The sequence below is a fragment of the Paulownia witches'-broom phytoplasma genome (genome assembly GCF_019396865.1).
In the GTDB taxonomy this organism is placed as follows: Bacteria; Bacillota_I; Bacilli_A; order Acholeplasmatales; family Acholeplasmataceae; genus Phytoplasma; species Phytoplasma asteris.
Map to the genome: position 1 here is coordinate 374,388 of NZ_CP066882.1, position 23,552 is coordinate 397,939.

22 protein-coding genes and 4 tRNA genes are annotated in these 23,552 nt (G+C 29.2%); 8 read left to right on the forward strand and 18 right to left on the reverse strand.

What is annotated here, in order from left to right:
* Positions 1–121: 121 nt before the first annotated feature.
* From rpsU to HGD80_RS01965, 7 genes are all read left to right on the forward strand, one after another.
* The gene (gene rpsU, locus HGD80_RS01935) at positions 122–295 is read left to right on the forward strand and encodes a 30S ribosomal protein S21 (RefSeq protein WP_011160972.1); all 174 of its coding nucleotides are present in this window, start codon (positions 122–124) and stop codon (positions 293–295) included.
* Positions 296–517: 222 nt separating this feature from the next.
* Positions 518–958 (forward strand): rRNA maturation RNase YbeY, encoded by a 441-nt coding sequence (gene ybeY, locus HGD80_RS01940; RefSeq protein ID WP_011160973.1) that lies wholly within the window; start codon positions 518–520, stop codon positions 956–958.
* A gap of 128 nt (positions 959–1,086) precedes the next feature.
* A complete protein-coding gene (gene era, locus HGD80_RS01945) occupies positions 1,087–1,962 on the forward strand; it encodes a GTPase Era (RefSeq protein ID WP_225904418.1) in 876 nt (291 codons plus the stop codon).
* Between the two features lie 96 nt (positions 1,963–2,058).
* Positions 2,059–3,417 (forward strand): glycine--tRNA ligase, encoded by a 1,359-nt coding sequence (locus tag HGD80_RS01950; RefSeq protein ID WP_219475433.1) that lies wholly within the window; start codon positions 2,059–2,061, stop codon positions 3,415–3,417.
* Between the two features lie 9 nt (positions 3,418–3,426).
* Positions 3,427–5,241, forward strand: a complete 1,815-nt coding sequence (gene dnaG, locus HGD80_RS01955) for a DNA primase (protein WP_219475436.1) — start codon at positions 3,427–3,429, stop codon at positions 5,239–5,241.
* 82 nt (positions 5,242–5,323) lie between these two features.
* Positions 5,324–6,721, forward strand: coding sequence for an RNA polymerase sigma factor RpoD (rpoD, locus tag HGD80_RS01960; RefSeq protein ID WP_219475438.1), 1,398 nt, complete (start codon positions 5,324–5,326; stop codon positions 6,719–6,721).
* A 1-nt stretch (position 6,722) separates the two neighbouring features.
* Positions 6,723–7,166: a class I SAM-dependent methyltransferase gene (locus tag HGD80_RS01965; protein ID WP_219475441.1), complete on the forward strand. Its 444-nt coding sequence runs from the start codon at positions 6,723–6,725 to the stop codon at positions 7,164–7,166.
* Between the two features lie 272 nt (positions 7,167–7,438).
* Here the strand turns inward: HGD80_RS01965 and HGD80_RS01970 are convergent, their stop codons facing one another.
* The 5 genes from HGD80_RS01970 to HGD80_RS01985 form a co-directional block, all read right to left on the reverse strand.
* Positions 7,439–7,858 carry an HIT family protein gene (locus HGD80_RS01970; RefSeq protein ID WP_034171969.1) on the reverse strand — a complete coding sequence of 140 codons (420 nt, stop codon included), beginning with the start codon at positions 7,856–7,858 and terminating at the stop codon, positions 7,439–7,441.
* A gap of 63 nt (positions 7,859–7,921) precedes the next feature.
* Positions 7,922–8,911: a ribonuclease HIII gene (gene rnhC, locus HGD80_RS01975; RefSeq protein ID WP_225904419.1), complete on the reverse strand. Its 990-nt coding sequence runs from the start codon at positions 8,909–8,911 to the stop codon at positions 7,922–7,924.
* Between the two features lie 394 nt (positions 8,912–9,305).
* The gene (locus HGD80_RS04825; protein WP_225904420.1) at positions 9,306–9,443 is read right to left on the reverse strand and encodes a hypothetical protein; all 138 of its coding nucleotides are present in this window, start codon (positions 9,441–9,443) and stop codon (positions 9,306–9,308) included.
* A 10-nt stretch (positions 9,444–9,453) separates the two neighbouring features.
* Positions 9,454–9,759, reverse strand: a complete 306-nt coding sequence (locus HGD80_RS01980; RefSeq protein WP_225904421.1) for a Spx/MgsR family RNA polymerase-binding regulatory protein — start codon at positions 9,757–9,759, stop codon at positions 9,454–9,456.
* A gap of 613 nt (positions 9,760–10,372) precedes the next feature.
* On the reverse strand, positions 10,373–12,064 hold the full coding sequence (locus HGD80_RS01985; RefSeq protein ID WP_219475446.1) for a ribonuclease J: 1,692 nt from the start codon (positions 12,062–12,064) through the stop codon (positions 10,373–10,375).
* 192 nt (positions 12,065–12,256) lie between these two features.
* On the opposite strand from HGD80_RS01985, the gene HGD80_RS01990 reads away from it, so the two are divergent.
* Positions 12,257–13,063, forward strand: coding sequence for an HAD-IIB family hydrolase (locus tag HGD80_RS01990; RefSeq protein WP_219475449.1), 807 nt, complete (start codon positions 12,257–12,259; stop codon positions 13,061–13,063).
* A 147-nt stretch (positions 13,064–13,210) separates the two neighbouring features.
* Here HGD80_RS01990 and HGD80_RS01995 read toward each other — a convergent pair.
* The 13 genes from HGD80_RS01995 to HGD80_RS02050 form a co-directional block, all read right to left on the reverse strand.
* Positions 13,211–13,285, reverse strand: a tRNA-Gly gene (locus HGD80_RS01995).
* A gap of 20 nt (positions 13,286–13,305) precedes the next feature.
* Positions 13,306–13,382 (reverse strand) — tRNA-Pro (locus HGD80_RS02000).
* A gap of 24 nt (positions 13,383–13,406) precedes the next feature.
* A tRNA-Arg gene (locus tag HGD80_RS02005) sits at positions 13,407–13,483 on the reverse strand.
* 13 nt (positions 13,484–13,496) lie between these two features.
* Positions 13,497–13,572, reverse strand: a tRNA-Glu gene (locus HGD80_RS02010).
* A gap of 322 nt (positions 13,573–13,894) precedes the next feature.
* The gene (locus HGD80_RS02015; RefSeq protein WP_219475452.1) at positions 13,895–14,758 is read right to left on the reverse strand and encodes a DegV family protein; all 864 of its coding nucleotides are present in this window, start codon (positions 14,756–14,758) and stop codon (positions 13,895–13,897) included.
* Positions 14,759–15,096: 338 nt separating this feature from the next.
* The gene (locus HGD80_RS02020; protein WP_219475454.1) at positions 15,097–16,821 is read right to left on the reverse strand and encodes a ribonuclease J; all 1,725 of its coding nucleotides are present in this window, start codon (positions 16,819–16,821) and stop codon (positions 15,097–15,099) included.
* A 1,376-nt stretch (positions 16,822–18,197) separates the two neighbouring features.
* Positions 18,198–18,851 (reverse strand): ABC transporter permease subunit, encoded by a 654-nt coding sequence (locus tag HGD80_RS02025; RefSeq protein ID WP_219475457.1) that lies wholly within the window; start codon positions 18,849–18,851, stop codon positions 18,198–18,200.
* A 38-nt stretch (positions 18,852–18,889) separates the two neighbouring features.
* Entirely contained in the window at positions 18,890–19,105 is a 216-nt protein-coding gene (locus tag HGD80_RS02030; RefSeq protein ID WP_219475459.1) for a hypothetical protein, read from the reverse strand.
* Between the two features lie 85 nt (positions 19,106–19,190).
* Positions 19,191–19,577, reverse strand: a complete 387-nt coding sequence (locus HGD80_RS02035; RefSeq protein WP_219475462.1) for a hypothetical protein — start codon at positions 19,575–19,577, stop codon at positions 19,191–19,193.
* A 24-nt stretch (positions 19,578–19,601) separates the two neighbouring features.
* Positions 19,602–19,967 (reverse strand): transporter substrate-binding domain-containing protein, encoded by a 366-nt coding sequence (locus tag HGD80_RS05395; protein WP_219475464.1) that lies wholly within the window; start codon positions 19,965–19,967, stop codon positions 19,602–19,604.
* The gene (locus HGD80_RS05400; protein WP_219475466.1) at positions 19,942–20,382 is read right to left on the reverse strand and encodes a substrate-binding periplasmic protein; all 441 of its coding nucleotides are present in this window, start codon (positions 20,380–20,382) and stop codon (positions 19,942–19,944) included. Before HGD80_RS05400 ends, HGD80_RS05395 begins: the two co-directional genes overlap by 26 nt.
* Positions 20,357–20,488 (reverse strand): hypothetical protein, encoded by a 132-nt coding sequence (locus HGD80_RS05405; RefSeq protein ID WP_264081099.1) that lies wholly within the window; start codon positions 20,486–20,488, stop codon positions 20,357–20,359. The genes HGD80_RS05400 and HGD80_RS05405 overlap by 26 nt, the downstream gene beginning before the upstream one ends.
* 1,136 nt (positions 20,489–21,624) lie before the next feature.
* Positions 21,625–23,421: an AAA family ATPase gene (locus HGD80_RS02050; protein WP_219475467.1), complete on the reverse strand. Its 1,797-nt coding sequence runs from the start codon at positions 23,419–23,421 to the stop codon at positions 21,625–21,627.
* Between the last annotated feature and the right edge of the window lie 131 nt (positions 23,422–23,552).

Below are 23,552 nucleotides of genomic sequence, written 5' to 3' on the forward strand. Positions count from 1 at the left end.
ACCACTTACAAAAATATTTAATTATTTTTTCGCTTTTTCTTATTGACAAACAACAAAAAAAGAGATACAATATAAGTAGTATTGCTAATTTTTAATTTGAGATTACGGAAAGGAGATATTCATGCCAAAAACTGTTTTTCGTAAAGGAGAAACTATCGAAGAAACGCTACGTCGTTTTAAAAGAGAAGTTTCTAAATCTGGTGTCCTAGCAGAAGCGCGTCGCAAAGAACATTATATTAAACCAAGCGTACAAAAGAAAAATCGCCAAAAAAATATGCGTAGTAAAAAGCGTTAATGTTTTAATCAATTAAAAGCTACTTGAAATAAGTTGCTTTTTTTTATTTTATATTTTCTTATATTTGCTTAAGTTTTTTTTGCAAATGTCTTTTTATTTTATTCGTTCAAATGTTCGCTCAAATCATCAAAAAATAATCTCATTATTAAAAATTACCAAAAAAACAACTCAATTGCAACCAAAACTACAACCACCACCCAAACCCCAAATAGGAAATGCTAAATGATCATTAAAATCCACAATCAAACTTCTTTTTGCATCACACCTTTTAAATCTTTATTAATTAAAATGTTTTTACCCATCAAAGAAAAAAAATTAATGCATCTCATTTTTGTTACCAACGAAAAAATTCAAGAACTTAATTCCTTTTATCGCCAAAAAAATTATCCCACAGATGTTTTGTCTTTTCCTAATGATTTAACTTTTTTTGCAGGCTTAGAAGACAATTCTTTAGGCGATGTTTTTATTTCTTTTTCCAAAGCCCAAGTCCAAGCACAAACAGCCAAACACAGTTTAGAACGCGAAATTGCTTTTTTAGCAGTGCATGGTTTTTTGCATCTTAAGGGTTATCAACACCGCACCGAAGAAGAGTTTCAAATAATGCTTGCTTTACAAGAAAAAATTTTACAAAACGTAGGTCTAAATTTAGACAAAACAACATAAAACAACAGCAGCAGCCCCAAATCCCATAAAAACCAAACAAAAAGAAACAAACCAAAATAAAAACACCCGCACAAACACCAACAAGGAAAAAGAAAAACAAAAAAATAACTAAGAAATTGAGGACTTACATGGATTTTAAATCTGGTTTTATTGCTATTTTGGGACGCCCAAACGTCGGCAAATCAACTCTTCTAAACGCATTAACCCAACAAAAAGTTGCCATCACAAGCGCCAAACCCCAAACAACACGTCACAAAATTATTGGCATTTGCCACGAACCTAACGCCCAATATATTTTTGTAGACACCCCAGGAATTAACCAATATAAACATTTATTGAACCAAAAAATGAACAACATCGCTTTTCAAAGCATCAAAGACGTTGATTTAATTCTCTTTTTAACAGATTCCTTTTATCATCCCAAAGAAGAAACTTTGTTAAAAATGATTTTCCAAACCAAAAAACCAGTTTTTTTAGTCATCAACAAAATTGACCGTCTAAAGAGCAAAAGCCAAATTAATGCTATTATTTTAAGCTATTTAAACCATTTTTCTTTTCAAACAGTAATCCCACTTTCTGCTATCAAAGCCAAAAACACCACTTTTTTAAAAGAAAATATCTATCAAAATATCAAACCAGGGGTCGCTTACTATCCGCAAGACATGATTACTGATCAAAAAAAAGAACTTTGGATAGCAGAAATAATCCGCGAAAAAGTCCTTTATTATGTCCACGAAGAAATCCCTCACGCCTCAGCTGTAATAATTGAAAAAATGGAACAAAAAGACCATTTATTAGAAATTTGGGGCTTGATTTTGGTAGAAAGAAGCTCTCAAAAACAAATCTTAATTGGCAAGGCAGGCTCCAAACTCAAACAAATAGGAACACATGTTCGCCAAGACCTCAATTGCCATTTGCAAATCAAAACTCACATTAATTTATGGGTCAAGGTGTATCCTAATTGGCGCAACCAAAAAGATTTATTAAGTCGCTTTGGATATTAAATAATTATAATTGAAAAAACTCAAAAAAACAAAATCAAAAAAAAAAAAAACGCAGAAATCAAAACATCAACACCAACAACAAAAAGGAGCTTTGGGATGCAACATTTAGACAAAGTTATTTCATTAGCCAAACAAACAGGATTTGTATTTGCAGGCAGTGAAATTTATGGAGGACTTGCCAATAGTTGGGATTATGGTCCTTTAGGCAGTTTATTAAAAAACAACATTAAAAAAGCTTGGTTGCAAAAATTTGTCCAAGAACAACCCAATAATGTTTTGTTAGATGGATCCATTTTACTTAATTCTACCGTATGGAAAGCCTCAGGTCATCTGGATTCTTTTTCGGATCCCCTTACCGAAAATCAAGACACCAACAAGAGATTTCGTGCTGATAAACTCATCGAAAGCCACAATCCACAGTTAGATATTAGCGGTTGGTCCTACGAACAAATGTATGACTATTTAGTCAAAAACCAAGTCTTAGGAACTTCCAACTGGACACCCATCAGACCTTTTAACATGCTTTTTAAAACCCATCAAGGAGTCATTTTGGAAAACTCCAAACCTCTATATTTAAGACCTGAAACAGCACAAGGAATTTTTATCCAATTTAAAAACATTTTAAAAACTACCAGAAAAAAACTTCCCTTTGGAGTCTGCCAAATTGGAAAAGTATTCCGCAACGAAGTGACACCTGGCAACTTTATTTTCCGTACTTGTGAATTTGAACAAATGGAACTAGAATTTTTTTGCCAACCAGGCACCGAAGCCCATTGGTTTAACCACTGGAAAAACTTAATGTATGATTTTTTAATTACTTTGGGGATGAACCCGCAAAATTTAACATTTAAAGACCACAAAAAAGAAAACCTCAGCCATTATTCACAACAAACTTGCGATATTTTATTCAAATTTCCTTGGGGTTTTGATGAACTTTGGGGGATTGCTTCCAGAACAAACTTCGACTTGAAAACCCACCAACAACACTCCAAAAAAGATCTTACTTATTTTGACGAAACTACCAAACAAAAAATTTTACCCTACGTTATCGAACCTTCTTTAGGAATAGAAAGACTATTTTTTGCTTTTCTAATTAACAATTACCACGAAGAAAGCACCTCCAACGAAACAAGGCAAATCCTTACTTTTCACCCTTTTTTAGCACCTTACAAAGTAGCTGTTTTGCCATTAATCAAAAAAACACACAGCGCCAAAGCCCAAAAAATCCACCAGTATTTAGCCAAACATTTTGATGTTTGTTACGATGAGACCCAAAGTATTGGCAAAAGATACCGCAGACAAGATATGATTGGTACTCCTTTTTGTCTCACTGTAGACGACCAAACCCTTACCCACAACACAGTGACTTTAAGAAAGCGTGACACCGCCCAACAACAAACCTTTTTACTAGCAGAAGCCAAACAATACATCCAAGAAAAAATTATTTTAAAATAACGGATCAAAATGCAAGATAACAAACAATTAATTTATCAAATCAATGAAAAAATGCCTATCCTTGATTTAGTTCAAGAATTTGTACAATTAAAAAAATCAGGCAAAAATTACATGGGGTTGTGCCCTTTTCACGATGAAAAAACGCCTTCTTTTTTTGTGTCTCCTGAAAGAAATATAGGAGTTTGTATGTCTTGTAAAAAAGGCGGCAATCCTGTTTTTTTTTACAAAAGCATCAAAAACATCCCTTTAAATCAAGCCATTTTTGAACTGGCAACCCGATTGGGCATTGCTACTTCCCTACCCCAACAAAGCACCCATCAATACCAAAAATTCTACAACATCATGCAAGAAGCAGCAGATTTTTATTCCCATCAATTAAAACACAACAAACAAGTCCTCAATTATTTAGAAAAAAGAGGCTTTGACAATGACATAATAAAACATTTTAAATTAGGTTATGCTCCCAAAGCTTCCCATTTATCACGTTATTTAATGGAAGGTGCCAAATTTGACCCTGATGACCTCAAAAAATTAAGTCTCATCAATCAAGACGACAAAACCGGCAACTTTTATGATTTTTTCAAAAACCGACTCATTTTTCCCATTACTAACAAATCAGGCCAAATTGTTGCTTTTTCCAGCCGCAGTCTAGATGCTCAAATGCCTAAATATCTCAACAGTCCCGAAACAATAATTTTCAAAAAAGGCGAAACTTTGTATCAATACTACGAAACCCAAGCTGAAATCAGAAAAAAACAAAAAGTCATTTTGCATGAAGGTTTTTTTGATGTTATGGCATCTTTCAAAGCCCAATTCAAAAACGTAGTTGCTACCATGGGAACCAACCTTACTTTGGATCATGCCAAACTATTAAAAAAACTCACCAACAAAATAATTATTGCCTATGACGGCGACAAAGCAGGAAAAACCGCTACTTTAGAAATTGGAACCTTTCTCCAAAAAAACCACTTCAAAGTCCAAATAGTAGATTTTCCCAATAATCTAGACCCCGATGAATACATCAAAACTGAAGGACCCGAAAAATACCAACACCTTCTAACTGATAATTTAAAGGATTTTTTAGCTTTGAAAGTGGATTTGATTTGCCAACAAATGGATTCTTACAACCAAGCCCAAACCAAAAAAGAATTACAAGAACTATTCCAATCCTCAAGCTTTGAAATCAAAATGCTTTATCAAGAATACTTACAAAAAACATATCAACTAACAGTTAACCTTAATTCTCAAGTCTCCATTAACAAAGCCCCAAAACCTCCTTACATTGCTCAAACCAAACAACAATTAAATGTAACCAAATTTGACATTAAAATAGAAATCATCATAGAATTGCTTTTAAATGCTGCTTTTTTCAAAACCCAAAACCCCAAAACATTTGCCACCATCAAAAAAACCCCCGGTTTTGATGACTTGCAATGCAGTTGTCTGCTAAACTATATTAAAAATTATTACAAGAAAAATCCTAAACAAACTTGTATTCCTTGGGAAGAAATCAAAAACACCGCATTTAAAGAAAATATTGATGATTTATTGACATCTATCGAAAAACATCATTTTTTTAAAATGGAAAAGCGCCCTCTTTTACAAGATAAAGAAGGCAAAATATTTAACAATTATATAAAAGAATTAGAAATCCGCGACAAAATAGAACAAAAACAACAAAAAATAAATGAGTTAAATGATAAATTACTTCCAATAGATAACACTGAAAAAAACAAATTACAAAAAAAGAAAGACAAGCTCAAAAAAGAAAGAAGACAATTACAACAACAATTAAGCGAATTAGTAAATGATATATTTTGTTAAAAAACAAATCATCCAAAAAACCAAAATCAAAACAAGTTCATAGCCAAATTTTAATTAAAAAAAGAAAAAAGGGAGTTAATAAATGGAATTCGATAACATAATCAAAACTTTAAATGAGCAAGCTGGAAGAGAACAAAAACTAACATCTCAATTAATTATGTCTTTTTTGCAAAATAAAAACATAAAAATACCATATCAACAAATAGCACAAAACCTAAAAGAAAAAGGGATTCAAATTATTTCTTGCGAAACACAAGCAGCTCCATCCCTAAATGAAAACCCCAATCAAAATGATACGCACCCCCAAACAAACACCACCAATGATGATTTTACTGACCTTGATTCCGAATTAACAAACGAAAACTTAGAAAACACAGATGACAACAAAGATGAAGACAACACACAAGACTCAGAAGAAGACATCCAAGATTTTGACATTTCTGAAGAGGACTTAATATCAGATGAAAAACTCATAGAATTAGAAGAAGACGAAGATGAAAAAATTTATAAAGAAGAAATTTCTAAAAACCATTCTGATATTAAAATGGATGACTCAGTTCGCATGTATTTAAAAGAAATTGGTCAAATCCCTTTGCTTTCGCTAGCAGAAGAACAAAAAAAATCCATTTTAGTTTTTTTAGGAAAACAAGCCAAACAAAAGCTTGCCAAGCACAAAACCAAAGAAATTGAATTATCCGAAGAACAACTCCAAGAAGCACATGACCAAATCGAACAAGCAAGGCGCGCCAAAGATATTTTGGTAGAATCCAATTATAGATTAGTAGTTTCCATTGCCAAACGATATATTGGAAGAGGCATTTTGTTTCTTGATTTAATCCAAGAAGGCAACATGGGCTTAATGCGTGCAGTAGATAAATTCGATTATCAAAAAGGATTTAAATTTTCTACCTATGCCACTTGGTGGATTAGACAAGCCATCACAAGAGCGATTGCCGATCAAGCAAGAACTATCCGAATTCCTGTCCACATCGTAGAAACTATTAATAAAATGGCACTTTGCACTCGCAAATTAACTCAAAAACTTAAGAAAAAACCTACAGTTGAAGAGTTAGCCGACAAAATGAATATTTCTGCTGAAAAAATTCGCAGCATCCAATATATTGAAAAAAAACCCATCTCTTTGGAAGCTCCCGCAAGAGAAAACGAAGAAGACGAAACTTCTTTGGGGGATTTTATCTCAGATCCCAACATTTTATCCCCCCACGAATACATGATGAAAGAAGTAACTCAAAAGCTTTTAGATGAAGTCCTAGAAAATACCTTAACTGACCGCGAGGAAAAAGTATTAAAAATGCGCTATGGTCTTTTAGATGGCAAAACCCATACTTTAGAAGAAGTAGGCACTTTATTTGGAGTTACTAGAGAAAGAATCCGCCAAATTGAATCCAAAGCTCTAAGACGACTCAGAACTCCAGCTAAACAAAGCAAATTAAAAAGTTTGTACCACAACCACAAATAAAATGAAACGAATCCCTTTTATTGCGTCTCTTACTAAAAATTATGACACTGTTGTAGACATCGGAACAGATCATGGTTTAGTACTCAAAAAGGCTTTTCAACAAGGCTATATCAAACAAGCAATTGCAGCAGATATAAGATTAAAACCTTTATTTCAAGCCCAAAAAAACCTTGCTTACTATCCAGTTACTTTTTGTTTAAGTGACGGATTCCAAAACATTTGCCAAGATTTTGATCTTGCCCTAATTTGTGGTATGGGAACTTATGCTATTACTAAAATACTTGAAAAAAGTCCTAATAAAAGCAAACATTTTATATTAGGATCACAAAGCAATCAAGATTATCTTCAAGAATGGCTATTAAAAAACGATTTTCAAATTTTAGAAGAATATCATTTATTTGACAAATTTTTTTATCATTTCTTAAAAGTAACTCGCAAAAGCTAATTTTTGCTTCCAATTACATATCTATGATTAAACCAAACTATTTTAATAGTTTGGTTTTTTATTATAAGTTAATAATTGTGCCATTTTATAAACAAAAAAGACCAACGATTAAGCTGGTCTTAAATGTTATATTAAAATATTAAGTTGCCTAAATAAATGAAACAGTTAGAAAAGACCCATAAAAACCCATATAAATATTTTGTAAAGGTTTTATCATCAAAAAAAGCAAGACAGCAATATATTTATTTTATGTTTCCTTAACAATATATTTTTTATTTATTCAAATGCGCTAAAATAGCTTTTTGAACTTTTTCATAATCTTGAGGAAACATCAAAGAAGCATTATTTTTAAAAACCAAATTAATTTCTTTTTCATCAAAACGAGGAATCAAATGCACATGATAATGAAAAACAGTCTGCCCTGCTACTTTGCCATTATTATTTAATAAATTGATTCCCTGAGCTTGAAAAACATCCATTAATACTTTGCTTATTTGATGTACTACTTTAAACAAGTGGGCAAAAACATCTTCGGGCATCATCAAAATATCACGATATTCTTGTTTAGGCACCACCAAAGTGTGTCCTTTGGTCGCTTGGGTAATATCTAAAAAAGCAACTACTAAATTATCCTCATAAAGTAGATAACCAGGAACTTGTTTTTTGATAATTTTAGTAAAAATAGTTGACATAAAAACTCCTTAAAATGTGTTTTTGGATAAATAAACTTGCAATTAAGCACCAATATTATAAATTTATTCCATTTTGCGCACAATATTTTTAAAATTACACTTAGCAATTTGAGGCAAAATCTCTAATCCGTGTTGTTTTACTATCAAATCAATTTGCAAATCTACCAATTTGCCTGCTCCTAATTGCAATTTGGAATTAATTTGCTTAGAAAGTTTTGCTATTTGTGTTAAAAAAAGATATCTAGCAATAACAGAAGCCACAACAACACTAAAATAAGAACTATCAGCCTTAGTTTCAAAAATAATCTTTGTATAAATCTCATTTTGGGCTTTTTGGTCTTGCAAATAATTAAAATAATTTTTAGGAAAACAAAACTGATCCAAAATGACAGGAACATTTGGAGAAGCTTTTAAAACGGTTTGCTTAATTGCTTCGTTATGCATTAAAGCTTTAATTTTGTTGAGATTACATTGTTTGATTGTTTGATTGTATTCTAAAGGCATCATTATTTTAAAAGAATAAATAACTTCTTTCATAATTAAAGGAGCTAGCTGCATTATTTTTTCATCTGAGATTTTTTTGGATTCGGCAATAGTTCCTAATTTTTGCAAAAAAACAATATTTTTAGCAGTCAAGTAAACACAACAAACAATAACAGGACCAAAAACATCTCCTGTACCTACTTCATCAGAACCAATGGATGGAAGATAATAAGTTTTTTTGTTATAAAGTGGCAAAAATGAATTTGTCCCTGCATTGCTTTTAGTTTTTAACGTTGGGACTTGTTTGACTAATGAATGGCTAACTTCTTTTATTTCGCTATTATCGCTAACTGTTTTCATTTGCAATATTTTTTTAATAAAAGCAACGATAGATAAGGTATTTTTTCCTTGCACTAACAAAGTTCCGTTATTATAAACTGTTATTTTAGCCAAAGATTCATCTATAACAAAAGCAACCGTTTTATTAGGCGATAATTTTAATTGTTTGTAGTAGAATTTTTTAATTGTTGCTACTTGATTGTTGTTCAATTTGAAACTATAATTTGACATCACTTAATACCTCCTTAATATTTCTTGCATTTTGGCAGTTTTTGTTGTCTTTGGTTTTGCAAAAAAAGACCAAAATTTGTCATCACTTCTTTTATTATATATCACAATAAACTGAAAAAAGATAAAATAACAAGCTAATATTTGCAATTTATATAAAAAAAATTAGAATATTTGAAAAACATTCTAACTTTGAATTGAAAATTATTTTTGATTAAAATTGCTTTTTGAAAGTCTTGCAACTTGCAACTTAGTTTATTTTTTTAATTACATCTTTTATAAATAGCCAATTTATAAATGGGAAGGGCAAATATTGTTTTTTAACTTGAGTTTGTTTATGATAAAAGACACTTTGCAAATGATAAGAGACTTTTTGCAACAAAAATATTGCTCTTCATTATTTATGGTTTTTAAAAAAGTTTTGCAATACTGTTTCATATTGATTATTTTCTTTATCTTTATAAAAATTAACATTATTTTCCATCAAGTAATAACGCAGTTTTTTTGGGAATAAAAATACGAATTTCTTCTTCATTATACCCAATTTAAATTTTTTGATCTTTAATAATGATAGGTCTTTTTAAAATTTCAGGATTTTCAATAATAATTTTTTTGATGTTATCGGTGTTGATAGTTTCCAAATCTATTTGTTTTTCTTTAAAAATTTTGGAACGTCGCGAAATAATATCATCAAACCCATAATCACAATTTTTTAAAATTAAATCCAGATCTTGTGGTTGCATTTTATAATTTAACAAATTACGCTCTTCGTATCTTACCCCATGAGCTTTTAACCATTTTTTAACTTTTTTACAAGAAACACAACTAAAACTCGTATAAACAATTACCATAATTATTTATGTAATTCTCCTTTGATAAAATAAATTAATGAATGAATTTTGGCGTGCAAAAATGCGATATTCATATATTAAAAATATTATATTTTATTTTTAAAATGTAATAGTGCTATTAAAAATTTTAAATTATAATTAATTTGAGTTATAAAATGTAGAAGGTTTTTTATTTTTAGTTAAATAATGGTTTAATTTTGAAAAATATTTTTAATCCAAAGGCAAAATGTTTTTTAATGCAACATATGCATATCCTAAAAGGAAAAACAAAAGGAAAAGCAAGGCAAGAAAAAGAAAATCAATGCAAGAAAAGAAAAAAGAATAAAAAGGGTAAAAAGTTATTAAAATGATCCCAAAATATTTAAAAAAAAGACCGTTTTATTTTTTAAAAAAGTTATTTATTGTGGTTCAATAAAAAATTTTAATATTAAAAACGATGTTAATATAAAAATCGAAATAAATTTGGAATAAAAAATAATTCGATAAATAATAAAATGAATTTGGTGCACTATTTGCAAAAAAAGATATCATTGTAAAAAATCAAATGGTTTTGAAAATGGTTTTTTAAAATAATGGAAATAAAAAAATAATGAAAAAATGCTATAAACTGCTTTTAAACTGTCAAAATAATAGGAATAATAATTGGATTTCTCAAAGTAATTCCGTATATTTTAGAGGCAAGATAATCAACGATAATTTTGTTTAAAGTCTCTTTTTGCACTTCATCTTGTTTAATAGCAGTTTCAATACTATTTTTAATATCATAAGAAATTTGTTTAATCATTTCTTGATTATCTTTCATATAAATAAAGCCACGAGAAACAATTGTTGGTAAATTAAGGACTTTTTTTCTTTTTAAATCAATACTCATAACAACAGAAAATAAGCCTTTTTCACTCAGACTACGACGTTCTTTTAGGATGGCATTGCCCACATCGTCTATTCCAGAAGCATCGATAAAGACGTTGCCTACATTCATTTTTTGGGTAATGGCAGCTTTTTCAGGAGCTAAGTTTACCATTTGTCCGTTTTCCAAAATAAAAATATTACTTTCTGGAATACCACATTCTAGAGCTAAATTTTTGTGTGCAATTAACATGCGATGTTCGCCGTGAACTGGAATAAAATATTTAGGCTTGGTAAGCGAAAGCATCAATTTCAGGTCATTTGGGTTACCGTGTCCTGATACGTGAGTGTTAATTAAAGGTCCGTGAGTGATGACGTTGACATTTTTTTTGAAAAGTAAATCAAAAATTTTATTAATGTTTTCTTGGTTGCCAGGAATGGGAGAAGAAGAAAAAATGATAGTATCTTTGGGACTTAACTTAATTTGTCTGTGAGTGTTGTTAGCAATTCTGCTTAAAGCTGCTAAGGGCTCTCCTTGTGAGCCGGTGCAAAGCAAGATAATATCGCGATATTTGTGAATGTTATTACTTGTGACAAGGGTGCCTTCAGGAATGTTAAGATAGCCATGTTTTTTGCCAATTTCCAAAGCTTTTTCCATACTGCGCCCAAACACTGCAACTTTTCTTTTAGTCTGAATAGCAGCTTCTACAATTTGTTTGATGCGGTAAAAATTAGAAGCAAAAGTAACAATAATGATGCGGTCTGCAATATTTACAAAAAGTTCATTAATGGAAGCCCCAATAGTACTTTCGGATTGGACCAACCCAGATTGCTCGGCATTAGTAGAATCAGAAAGCAGGCACAAAACGCCTTCTTGTTTAATTTTGATTAATTTATCATATTGCGCTTCTGGACCTACTGGAGTATAATCAATTTTAAAATCCCCAGTATAAAAAATATTGCCGTATTTGGTGTTAAAAACGATCCCAAAAGTGTCAGGAATAGAGTGGTTAAGTCTGATGAAAGACACATTTACTTGATGGCCAAATTCGTATTTGGTATCATGGCTGTATTTTTCTATTTTGGGCAGGGCGCCAATTTCTTTATGCTCTGCTAATTTATGTTCTAACAAATAATATGCAATCCCTGAGACAAAAATTTTAGGAATACGCACTTTTTTAAGCAAATAAGGAATGCCTCCAATATGATCTTCATGTCCGTGAGTAACAAAAAGCCCTACAATACGCGATTCGTTTTTCAATAAATAATCATAATCGGGAATGACGTAATTGACTCCTAACAAAAAATCATCTGAAAACAAAATCCCTGAATCTACAATAAAAATTTGCTTGTGAATTTCAAAAACATACATGTTTTTCCCAACTTCGCCAAGCCCTCCCAAAGCAAAGAAAGAAACATCGGAATTATAGTTATTAATCTTTGGGTCTAAATTATTCATAAAAATTATTCTCCTTTAAATCTCATTAAAATCAATAAAAAACTGTTAAGGTTTCCTATTTTAACGATTATTACTACCTATATTATAGTATAATATAAGCAATAATTGTAATTAATTATTGTATAAAATTGATATTTTTAGCAAAAAAGACATTATAAATTATATTCATAAAGAAAATAGGTAATAAAGTTTATGAAAAAACTAATTTTTTTTGATATTGACGGCACTTTAAGAAGTAATAAAAATAAAGCTATTTTGCCTCAGACAAAAGCGTTAATCAAAGAGCTTTCACAAGGTCCTAATGTAGTTTTAGGAATTGCTACAGGCAGAAGTTATGCTAGATTAGGAGTTTTAAAAGAATTAAGACCTTTATTTAAATATTTAGTTTTGTGCAACGGCGCTCTTACAATGCAAGCACAAAAGACGCAAGAAGAAAAAGTCCTTAATGAGGTTTGTTTTGACCAAAAAGATGTTATGCAAGTAAAAAAAGCAGCTGCTACAAATGGAGTTGCTTTAACTCTTTTTACCTTGGACCAAATTTTTGCCATAGATTTACAAAACGACCAAACACTCAACAATATTAGCAGTTTTAAAGGGGAACAAAAACTAGTTCTAAATGATGCTTTTTTTGAGCAACAAAAAGTTTATCAAATGGTATTATTACATGAAAAAGAAAACGATAAAGAAAAGATACAACAATTTTTAAAAGATATGCCCCAATTAAAAGCTTACTTTTGGGATAGTGGTTTTGTTGATATAATGTATCAAAAAATAGACAAATCATACGGAATTAAGCAAATTAAGGCTCTTTATCCCGATCATCAATTAATTTGTATGGGAGACGGTCCCAACGACTTTGAAATGCTTAAATTAGCTGATGTGGCAATTACTATGGGAAATACCAAAATAGAAGATTTAAAAAATATTGCTAATTTTGTAAGCCCTCATATTGATGAAGACCGCATGTATGATTTTTTTAAGACTAAAAAAATAATTTAATAGTTTGAAAGAAAAGTTGTAACAATTTGTTGCAGCTTTTTTTGTTGTGTTAATATATAATAAAAGTTAAACCGCTTATCTCATCAATAAGCGGTTTAACTTTTTAGTTTATAGTTTTATTTTATATTTATTATGGGGAATAATAAATGGAGCGGGCGATGGGAATCGAACCCACGTCTTTAGCTTGGAAGGCTAAGGTAATGGCCATTATACGACGCCCGCATAGATAGTTAATTAAGGAATGGTCGGGAAGGCAGGATTTGAACCCGCGACCTCCTGGTCCCAAACCAGGCGCTATACCAAGCTAAGCTACTTCCCGTTAATTGCATTTATGATGTTTTAATGGCACACCCAAGAGGATTTGAACCCCTAGCCTTCTGATCCGTAGTCAGATGCTCTATCCAATTGAGCTATGGGTGCTTTTTTATCAAATTGGTGACCCGTACGGGATTTGAACCCGTGAATGCATGCGTGAAAGGCATGTGAGTTAACCGTTTCTCCAACGGGCCTAATATTTTTTATTTATACCTTGGAATAAATCATAAAGCACAAATAAAAATAATCTCTTAAAGTGGCATCAAAATAAAATAAGTTATTCAAAAGTTTTTTTAAATTTAACCAATAATTATTATACCAACATTTAGCCAAAAAGTCAAATAATAAAATTGTTTTATGACAAATATTTGCAAAATATGTATTATTGCCATATTTTGGTGTAGAAATACAGTCGTACAGGAACCCAAAAAATACATTTTGCAAGAATTAAGGAGCAAGAATTAATATTTATACTATTTTTCAATTTTGCAAAAACTATAATAATGGAAAATGGTACTATTTTTGAAATTTAGGGTTTCTAATAATTCCTACTCCAATAGCGCTGTCTCCTACATGACACCCAACAACAGGAGTTAAAGGGATTTGTACTAAATTTTTTAAGCCTAATTGGGTTTCTAAAACTTGTTGAAACTCGTTTTTTAATTCAGGGTGCCCTGTAAAAATTAAATGGATTTGATAATCATGATTTTGAGTATATTCTTTGATTTTAGAAGTTATGGCTAAAAGTGCTTTGTGGGAACTTAAAGTCTTTTTAATTAAGGCAATTTTGCCATCTTGTTGAACTTGCAAAATGGGATTTATTCTCAAAAGGCGCCCCAAAAAACTTTTTACTCCCACTAAACGTCCATTTTTAATTAATTGTGTAAGCTTTTTGGTCATAAAAAAAATGGTATTATTTTCTTTAATGAAATCTAAATGCTTAACAACTTGTTCTAGGGATTTGCCTTCTGCAAATAAACGATAAGCTTCTAGGGCAAAAAAACCTTCACAAAAACAGACAGTTTTAGTGTCATAACAGTGTACCTCAATTTTATCTGATACCATTTTTCCTGCTTGAATAATAGCATTATAAGTGCCGCTTAAAGCAGAAGATAGCGTAGTTACAAAAACTTTTTGATAACCTTGTAAAGCTAACTTTTCAAAATAAACTACCATTTCGCCAATCGATACTTGCGAAGTTTTAGGCATAAAATCAGGGTTGTTTTTAAACATTTGATAAAATTGATCGTATTTCATGGTTTTACCATCAATATATTCTTGATCGTCGATTAAAATTTTGATTCTAAAAATGTCAATATCACAAGAATGCGAGTAATAATCGAGACAACTAGTAGAAGTGGTTGCAACTTTTATTTTCACATCATTCTCCTTTAATTTGCTTTAGGGATGCCAATTATTTGTCATATAAAGGTTTTTTTTGGTAATGAAAAATATTTGAAATATAATTAAAATATCAAAAGAAATTAGTATTAAAAATAGATGTTAGTTGGTTGTAATTAGGGTTTATTTGGGGTGAAGTAGTGCAAAAATGAAAAATACAAAAATAAATTGTCAGATTGGTCAAATTGGAAAAACAAAAGAGCAAAACACAAAAGGAAGGCAAAACAACAATAAATTAACTTTTTTATATTGAATTATTGTTTTTTGACAACTTTCTTATTATTTTGTATCGTATTTATTTGTATTTATTATTCGTTTTATTCACTTTTAACACTAATGAAAATAGGAATAACAATAGGTCTTTTTTTAGTTTCTTTGAATAAAAATTTAACTAATGATTCTCTAATATTTTTTTTGAAATCATTCCATTTAAGATACTTTTTTTTCAAAAAAATTTCACTTTTTTCATCAAAAATAGCTTTTAACTTAGGAAAAATATGACTAGTTTCAGAATCTGCCAAAAAGCCTTTACTTACTAATTGTGGAGCACCTACTATTTTTTTGTGTTTAGCATTAACATTGGCAACAACAATTACAACTCCATCCGCTGCTAAAAGTTCACGGTCTTTCATAATAAAATCTTGCCCACCAATAACGGGAGTACCATCAATTAAAATTTCTGTAAGAACGCCAGTATTAGATTCGACAAAGGCATCTTTTTGTGGGTCACAATGCCAAATGCTGCCATTTTCTAACAAGAAAGTTTGGTTGAGTTTGAATCCTAAACTTTGGGCAATTTTTTGCACTTGATATTGATGACGATATTCACCCATAACAGGAATAATGTATTGAGGTTTTACAAAATTAAGCATCAATTTGAGGGTTTTTTCATAATCATTGGAACAAGCGTCTAGGTCTTTTACCAAAACATGGGCTTGAATATTGTGGCGTGACAAAAGATCTAGGGTTTGAGATTGCATTTTGGCAATTCCTGCCATTTCTTTGGACATTAACAACACTAAATCTTGGGGCGTTAAATGAATTAAAGTGTCTGTTTTTTGACACATTTTTTGCAAATGAAACAAAGATTCAAAATGTTTACCTAGCACAAAGACAACTAATTTTGGATGTTTTTTGGAGTCTTCTAGTGTTTTTAATTCCACTAAATTGAAGGAAGGCACTTTTAAAAAACCTTTTTTCAAAGCAATATCAATAATTTTTTCACTTTTTCTACCTAAAAAAGTTATTTTAAAATTAAGTCTACATGCCAAATCCACTATGGATTGAATTTTTAACAAATCAGGCATCAAAGAAGGAATAACAATAATACCTTCGAATTTAAGCAAATGATTGCTAAAATAGTTATTCAATTTGTGCTCAAAACTCGATGCATCATTATTATGCGCAGATGTGCTAAAAGCCCCACGACAAGAAGGCAAAAAGGCAAGTACTTTGGGTTGTGCTAATTGAGCTAATCTTGTAAAATTAGTTTGAAAAAATTTATTTTTAGAATGCAATAATTTAAGGTCGCCAGAGTAAACGATGCTACCTCGTTTAGTTTGAAAAACCATTCCCAATGTTTCAGGAATCAATTGCGATGTAGCAAAAAAAGCCACTGCCACATCATCAAAAATAAGTCTTTCATCGCTTTTAACGATTTGTAGATTAAAATTGCGGTAATTAATTTTATGACTTTGAAAATGTGCTTTTAGAACTTGCATCGTAAAATAAGAAGCATAAACAGGGATATCAAAATCTTTCATCAAGTAAGGCAAGGCACCCAAATTGGTTTCAAAAGCTGATGATAAAAAAACGCCTTTAATCTTGTCTTTGATATCTTGTAATTTGTAATAATCAGCAATCATAGAATCGATGCCATAAAGAGCGGTATTGGGATATTTTAGTCCAGCATCAAGTAAAAAATAAGATTCGTTAATTTGCAAGACGTAAAAATTTTTTCCACTTTCGCCCAGCCCTCCTAAAGCAAAAAATTTAATGTCATTCACTTGGAACCTCCAGTTTGTAATTTGGAAATTATTCATAATTAAAGATGAAAATAATTTCTTGAAATGTTTTGAAAATTAAAAAAATAAAAATTGGGATTGAATTGGGATTGCAAATCCGGAATTGAGCATTGAAAAATATATTTAGGTTTGGTTCTTGGTTGTTGTTGGCATTGTTGAATTATTTAGTAAATATTTTTTCGTTTTGTCAATTTAGATGTTTTTGCAAAAGCGGGATTGGGATACGATAATGCCGCATTTATTTAATTTATCAATAAAAGACTTAATTGCAAAATGCCCAAAATAAAAATCAAACAGCAATTGCAATTCAATAAATTAAATGCAATAAAAGACTTGCAACAAATGCGCGAAAACTTTTAGGAAACTTGCTTGTATCTTATTGTAGCAAAAATGTTATTTATTAGGTTAAAAGTATTTTATAAGAGTCAAAATCAAATTTTGAATAATTAAAAATATTATCCAGAAAGGAAAAAGAAAAGAAATATAATAAAAAATATTAGGTGGATTATTGATGGTTTTGGGCAATTTGATAATAATTTTAAATCATTAACAAAAAATATTTTTTCAGTTTTCTTTGGTTTTTTCAAATATTGCATTTTTTATTGGATATGAAAATCTCCAAAAGCAATTTTTTATTGATAAATATTTTTAATAATTTTCAAAATCATAAATAATTGAAAAAATAATTGACTTTGGGGTAAAACAGTTTTTTGAATTATTTATAATTTTTAAACTTGGCTTATATTTTTTTGCCAAAGAAATTGATTTTGAGGCGGGTTGTAAAAAATAAATTTTTTGCAAATATTCAGTTTTAGATTTAGAATTGATATTAAAATCTAGATTATAACTTTTTTACAAGTTAATTTTAATATTATTGTTAGTATTAATTTGGTTTTTAAAATAAGCTGAATTATTGCTTTTGATTTGAATCATTATTTTTGATTTAAAAATTTAAACACCCAATCAAAATACTAAATATTATCTAATATACCTATATTATACTAAAAAAATAATTTTTAAAAACGCATTTTTGCCTTAAAGTTGACAAAAGAAATTATTTATGTAGTAAAAACCTCAATAAAGTGCGTAATTACTATTTGTTTATTTGTTACAATTTTGACTCAAATAATGAAGACCCAATAAAAAGCGAGTCTATTTTTTGAAAATTGACAAAAATCTCAATTTTGTAATGATAAGAATAGTTGTTTTGCAACTTGTAATTTTAATATTATTAAATATTATATTTAATTTATAATTATTTTATCATCATTTAAAAATTTAAACACTAATCGCAGGTCTAAAAGAAGGGTTTAATTTTTTTTCTAAATATTTAGCCAAAGTATTATTACACTGAATTAAAACCAAATAAATTATGGAAAGAAGGACAAAAGGAGTTATGACATCAGCAGTAATTCCCATATTTCGGTTAGCAATCCAGCCCATTTCAACAAGCCCAATAAAAGCAAAAAGGTACAATCTTTAATATTGGTAATAAATTGAGTTATGACAAAAGGAACTGATTTTTTTAATGCTTGCGGAAAAATAATATTGTAAAAAGTTTGTCTTTGAGTCATTCCCAAAGAAAAAGCAGCCTCAATTTGTCCTTTATCAACAAATTTAATATTTTGCATTAAAATCATAGTAAGACTTGCACCAGCATTAAGAGTAATTACAAATAATGCAGCATGTATTTGGTTAATTTGGGGAAATCCATCAGGAAATAAATCAAGCATAAGGCCTTTACTAGGCCACCACAAACTAGTAGAAAACCATACTAACATTGCTTGAGCTGCAATTGGCACTCCTTTTAATAACCAAATATAAGTATCAACACATTTAGAAATCATTTTATAACACGCTTTTACAAAAGTGTTATTAGTTCTTGTATTTGTTACTTTAGTCTTTGTGCCTACTAAAAATAAAGTTAATAAAAAACCTATTAATAAGCAATCAATACTAATTAATAAGGTATTATATAACCCTTTTTTATAAGATGGGAAATTATAACACATTTTTTGCCACAAACCTAAATTTTTAATATTTCTCATTTTATAAGTGGCATTATAAACTCTATCTTCAAATTCTTTTAATTTGTCTCTAATGCTATTAAGTTTTTTTCTAAACGAATTATTTCGCTTGTTTCTTTTGTATTGTCTTGTTCTTTGCTACTTCTTGTAGTTGTTTCTAAATTATTAAATTCTTTTTCTTCTTCTTGGGTTCTTGTGTTTTTTTCTTGTAATTTTGTGTATCTATCTTTAACATTTTGTAATTTGGTTTGGTCTTTGTCTAAACATTGTTCCAAAGTATCAAATTCTAATTTTATTTCTTCAAATTGATTTTTTAATGAAATGTGTGCGGCTATGATTTTTTCTTTTTCTGTATCATCTTCAAAAGCAAAGGCACATTTTTTTTAAAACTCTAAATTTTTGTTCTTCTTCTTGGGTTCTTTGGTTTAAGTTTTGATTGTTTTTTTGAGTTTTAGAATTATATGCCTTTTTATTTTTTAATTGGTCGTGTTCTTCTTTTATTTCTTGTCTTTTGCCGTCTAAACATTTTTCCAAAGTATCAAATTCTAATTTAATCTCTTTTAATGCATCAAATCTTTCTTGGGCTTCATAAATTTTTTGTAGATTTACAAGAATAAATTTATCTAAAACTTTAAATAAAGTACTAAATTCTTTTTCTTCTTCTGGTTTTCTTGTATTTTTGCCTTTTGAATCTTTGTATCTAATTTCTTGGTCCTTTGTTCTTTTCTCTTTCTTTAATTCATGCAATCTTGTAAGAATATATTTAAGATCTTAAATAACATCTGTATCTTTTCCATCTTTGTCTTTTACATATTCTAAATTAAATATTTTCCTCAAAGCATCATTAACTTCTTTTTGTCTTTTGGTATCACCTTTTTTAACAACAACTCCTACACCATTAGGACCTGATTGCAATTGAGGATCAGTTGAATCAAGAATAAAATACTTTAAATCTTTGTCTCCTTCAGTATTATAATATGCTATTACATCATCAACTACAAAAATATCTGCTTTATTATTTCTAATAAATTCTAAATTAGGTCCAATATCATCTGAAGAAGTTTCTTTTTTGATAATATCTCTATTGTTTAATAATTTTTTAATATAACCTTTACCTAAAAACTGTATCAGTAGCACTAGCAGTAACAGCTATAAAAGTAAATGATTTTTCTTTGCCTTCCTTTTTGGCATTTTCATATAAATTGTCTAAGTGAGCAAATAAATCTTTATCTTTGACTCTTGCATTGTGTGCAAAAAGATTAGATTCAAAATCTTTATTGTCCCTTCTTACTACAAATCCATTCATAGGAACATTATATGCAATACTAAAATCCACTTTGGCTTTTCTATCCTCAGTAATAGCAAGACATGAAGCAGTTATATCGGCTTTACCTGTTTCAATATCGCCTAATAATCCTGCAAAAGTATTAATTGTTAATTCTAATTCTTTACCTTGTTGTTTGGCAATTTCTTTCAATAACAAAACTTCAAATCCAGTTAAATGTTCATCTTCTAAAGTAAGATGACTATCTGAACCCGAAGCATCCTTCATCAGATTGCACACAAACAGGACCCATTCCTACAAAAATACCTCCTTTAAGAGCATTAGGATTGGAATGTTTCTTAGCAAAAACTTTAATATGCAACCACAATAACAAAAAAAATACAAACAGCTACCAAAAAATAATTAAAATACCAAAATACCTTATTTTTAATTAAATATTGCCTTACTTTCGACAAAAAAGATTTTACCTTATTAAAAACAAATATAACTAATATCGCTAATCATAAGTCAAGTTAATTATCTCCTTTTATACGGTTTTATATGTTTTTTTATGTTTTGAAAATATCTTTATATTTTTAAATATACAATCATTTTAAATAACTATTAATAATTTTCTTTTTGCTATATTGCTATGTTGGCTTTCTTTTTTTCTTGTGTTTTTGGGTTGGTATTTATTTATAGATAAAAAAAATAGCATAACAACGACAACAAATAAATGGTTTTGTTAAATAGTTTTTAAAATAAAACTAAAATAGGCAAAATGAAAAATTGGAAAAATAAACAAAAAAGTAAGTTAGGAAAAAATATAAAAAATAATTAAAAATCTAATAAATTAAAAATAAAACAGTTGTAAATATAAAAAAGATTGTGAAATGAAATAATAAATGAATAAATATTTAGCTTTCCCAAAATAAGTAAAAAAATGCAAATAATGAAAATCAACATTAAAATAAAAAAATTAAATAAAATAAATTGATATTATAAATAAATGTTATAAAAATAGCCAATTGATAAATGGCTTTTGGGCTTTATTAAAAAAGTATCATAATTATAAATAATTACTTACTAAACAAATGAATTTATATAATTATCTAATAATTAATTTATAAGACCGTATAATCGATAATTAATCATTGATAAAAAGATTTTGAATTTAATGTTTTTACGCAATTTATTGCTCCCTAAAGCTTTTTAATATCATATAAGCGATTGTTTGGCGGTTTTATTGTCATAATTATGATAAATGTATCAAAAAAGATAAATATTTTTGAAATTGTTTTTAAAATAAATGATTATTGTTATTTCTACAAATCATCAAAGTATTTATTACTAGATATTATACAATAATTTTTGTCTTTTTGCAAATATTAATTAATTATGCAGTTTTAAGGGATATAAAAAAATAAAAAATATAAAGTAAACAAAATAAAAAACCCATCAATTAAGACGGGTTTATTAGGGTATTAAATTGTAAAAAAGTATATAAAAGATTTGTTTTTTGTAATGTAATTATTGATTATTATCACTAGGGGAAGTTGGTTGTGGAGTTGAAGTTTCTTCAGGTCTTTGAGTAAATTTTTTATCTTCTAATTTTATTTTGTATTCTTTTTTCTTATTTGATTGTGTTTCTTGAACTTCATCAATTGAAATTGTTGTTGTATAAAAATATTTACTTTCTTCAGCAACAAAAGCATCTTTTCCTAAATTTTGTGTAGCAAGTTTTTCACTTAAATGTTTCCATTGTAAATTAGGAGTTTTGTTATCTTTATCATTTGGATCTTCTTTATATTTTTCAATAATTTCTTTAGCTGCATTATAACTAGCTTGAATAATTGCATTAATTTCTTTAGCTTGAGCATCATTATCCAAACTAAAATCCATACTTTCCGAACCTAATGACATTCCAAACTCTTTTACCATTTTAGTAGCAATAGTACGCATCTTTTTCAAATCATAACAACAACCAACACTAACACTAGTTTCAAATACTTCTTCAGCTGCACGTCTTGCCAAAGCAGTAATCATTTGTTTTAATAAATCTTGTTTAGTTAAAAGTTGATCGGCTTGTTCGCCTTCATTACTAGCAGAAAAAAAGATAGTATATCCTCCTGCTTGCCCTCTTGGTTTAGCAGTTACACGATGCACATCAAACCCTAGAGCATGAGCTACTATGGCATGTCCTAATTCATGATTAATAACTCTTTTTTTATCTGCTTTAGAAATACTTTGTTTTAATTCAGGACCCATTAAAATTAAATCCATAGCATCATAGATATGCAAAGGTTTAATTTTGTTTGGGGAATTAGTATCTTTGGAGGCTATCTTTTTAGCTTCTTTCACTAAAGAATTAATATCTGCAGGAGTAAATTTAGATCCGTGCAAAGTTTTTGCCACTTGTTTTAATTCATCATCTGAAGGATAATTTGTTTTTTCAATGTTTTCGCGTTTCATAAAAGCTATAAGTAAGGCTTGGGTTGTTTTTAAATCTGGAGTGCCTAAATAAATGTGCTTCCCTAAACGCCCTTCTCTAATTAAGGCATCATCTAAAAAATCTTTACGATTAGTTGCTCCAATAACAATAGCTTGCGGAGTTTTTTCATCTGAATCTACTCCATCAAGTTGAGTTAACAAAGCATTAAGAGTACCTGAATGTTCTTGAGCGCTTTTTTCTTTGCTTCTTTCAGCTCCAATAGCATCAATTTCATCAATAAAAATAAAATAATAACTCTGTCCACGTTGTTTGGCAGTTTCTTGAGCTACTTTAAACAATCCTCTTACACGAGCTGCTCCAACTCCTATATATTTTTCGACAAAATCAGAGCCAGTAGTAACAAAAAAAGGAGCTTTACCTTTAACAGAACCCACTAAACATTTAGCTAAATAAGTTTTTCCTGTTCCTGGAGGACCGTACAATAAAACTCCTCTTGGTAAATCTTTACGAGGCAAAGGGTTCATTTCATTTGCATCATCATTTACTGCTGAAATATATTCTCTTAACTCATCTTTGGCTTCATCATATCCAAAAAAGCTATCAATATTAAGATTGCCTTTGGGTCTGTATTCTTTTTCTTGTGCCCAAATAGTATCTTCTTGGGTGTCTTTTCCCATAGTCTTAGAAAAATTTTCAGATCCTTTAATTAAAACAAACAGAAAGAAAATCACCATAATATTTACAATAATAGTACTTACATTAGTAGCAATTGCAAAATAATTTTGAGGTTTTTTGGGCGGAATTGGATAATTTGGCGGATTTTGCGGTTGATTATCTGGTTCAGGATATTCAAATCTTTGCGGTTCCCATTTCATAATATACCTTCCTTTATATTTTTATATATTAATTAGTTAGTTTAATTGGGTTTATTTTTTTAGTGCATTTTTTTAGTAAATTAATTTGAAATGATAAAAAAATTCCAACATAAAATTTTAATGAAAATAAA

Coding starts and splice junctions, on each gene's coding strand:
- HGD80_RS04825 (WP_225904420.1), bottom strand. CDS start 9,443: ATGAAGAAGAAATTCGTATTTTTATTCCCAAAAAAACTGCGTTATTAC.
- HGD80_RS01980 (WP_225904421.1), bottom strand. CDS start 9,759: ATGGTAATTGTTTATACGAGTTTTAGTTGTGTTTCTTGTAAAAAAGTT.
- rpoD (WP_219475438.1), top strand. CDS start 5,324: ATGGAATTCGATAACATAATCAAAACTTTAAATGAGCAAGCTGGAAGA.
- HGD80_RS05400 (WP_219475466.1), bottom strand. CDS start 20,382: ATGAAGGATGCTTCGGGTTCAGATAGTCATCTTACTTTAGAAGATGAA.
- HGD80_RS01985 (WP_219475446.1), bottom strand. CDS start 12,064: ATGAATAATTTAGACCCAAAGATTAATAACTATAATTCCGATGTTTCT.
- HGD80_RS02025 (WP_219475457.1), bottom strand. CDS start 18,851: ATGAGAAATATTAAAAATTTAGGTTTGTGGCAAAAAATGTGTTATAAT.
- HGD80_RS01970 (WP_034171969.1), bottom strand. CDS start 7,858: ATGTCAACTATTTTTACTAAAATTATCAAAAAACAAGTTCCTGGTTAT.
- HGD80_RS01965 (WP_219475441.1), top strand. CDS start 6,723: ATGAAACGAATCCCTTTTATTGCGTCTCTTACTAAAAATTATGACACT.
- dnaG (WP_219475436.1), top strand. CDS start 3,427: ATGCAAGATAACAAACAATTAATTTATCAAATCAATGAAAAAATGCCT.
- ybeY (WP_011160973.1), top strand. CDS start 518: ATGATCATTAAAATCCACAATCAAACTTCTTTTTGCATCACACCTTTT.
- rnhC (WP_225904419.1), bottom strand. CDS start 8,911: ATGTCAAATTATAGTTTCAAATTGAACAACAATCAAGTAGCAACAATT.
- HGD80_RS01950 (WP_219475433.1), top strand. CDS start 2,059: ATGCAACATTTAGACAAAGTTATTTCATTAGCCAAACAAACAGGATTT.
- HGD80_RS01990 (WP_219475449.1), top strand. CDS start 12,257: ATGAAAAAACTAATTTTTTTTGATATTGACGGCACTTTAAGAAGTAAT.
- HGD80_RS02050 (WP_219475467.1), bottom strand. CDS start 23,421: ATGAAATGGGAACCGCAAAGATTTGAATATCCTGAACCAGATAATCAA.
- rpsU (WP_011160972.1), top strand. CDS start 122: ATGCCAAAAACTGTTTTTCGTAAAGGAGAAACTATCGAAGAAACGCTA.
- era (WP_225904418.1), top strand. CDS start 1,087: ATGGATTTTAAATCTGGTTTTATTGCTATTTTGGGACGCCCAAACGTC.
- HGD80_RS02020 (WP_219475454.1), bottom strand. CDS start 16,821: ATGAATAATTTCCAAATTACAAACTGGAGGTTCCAAGTGAATGACATT.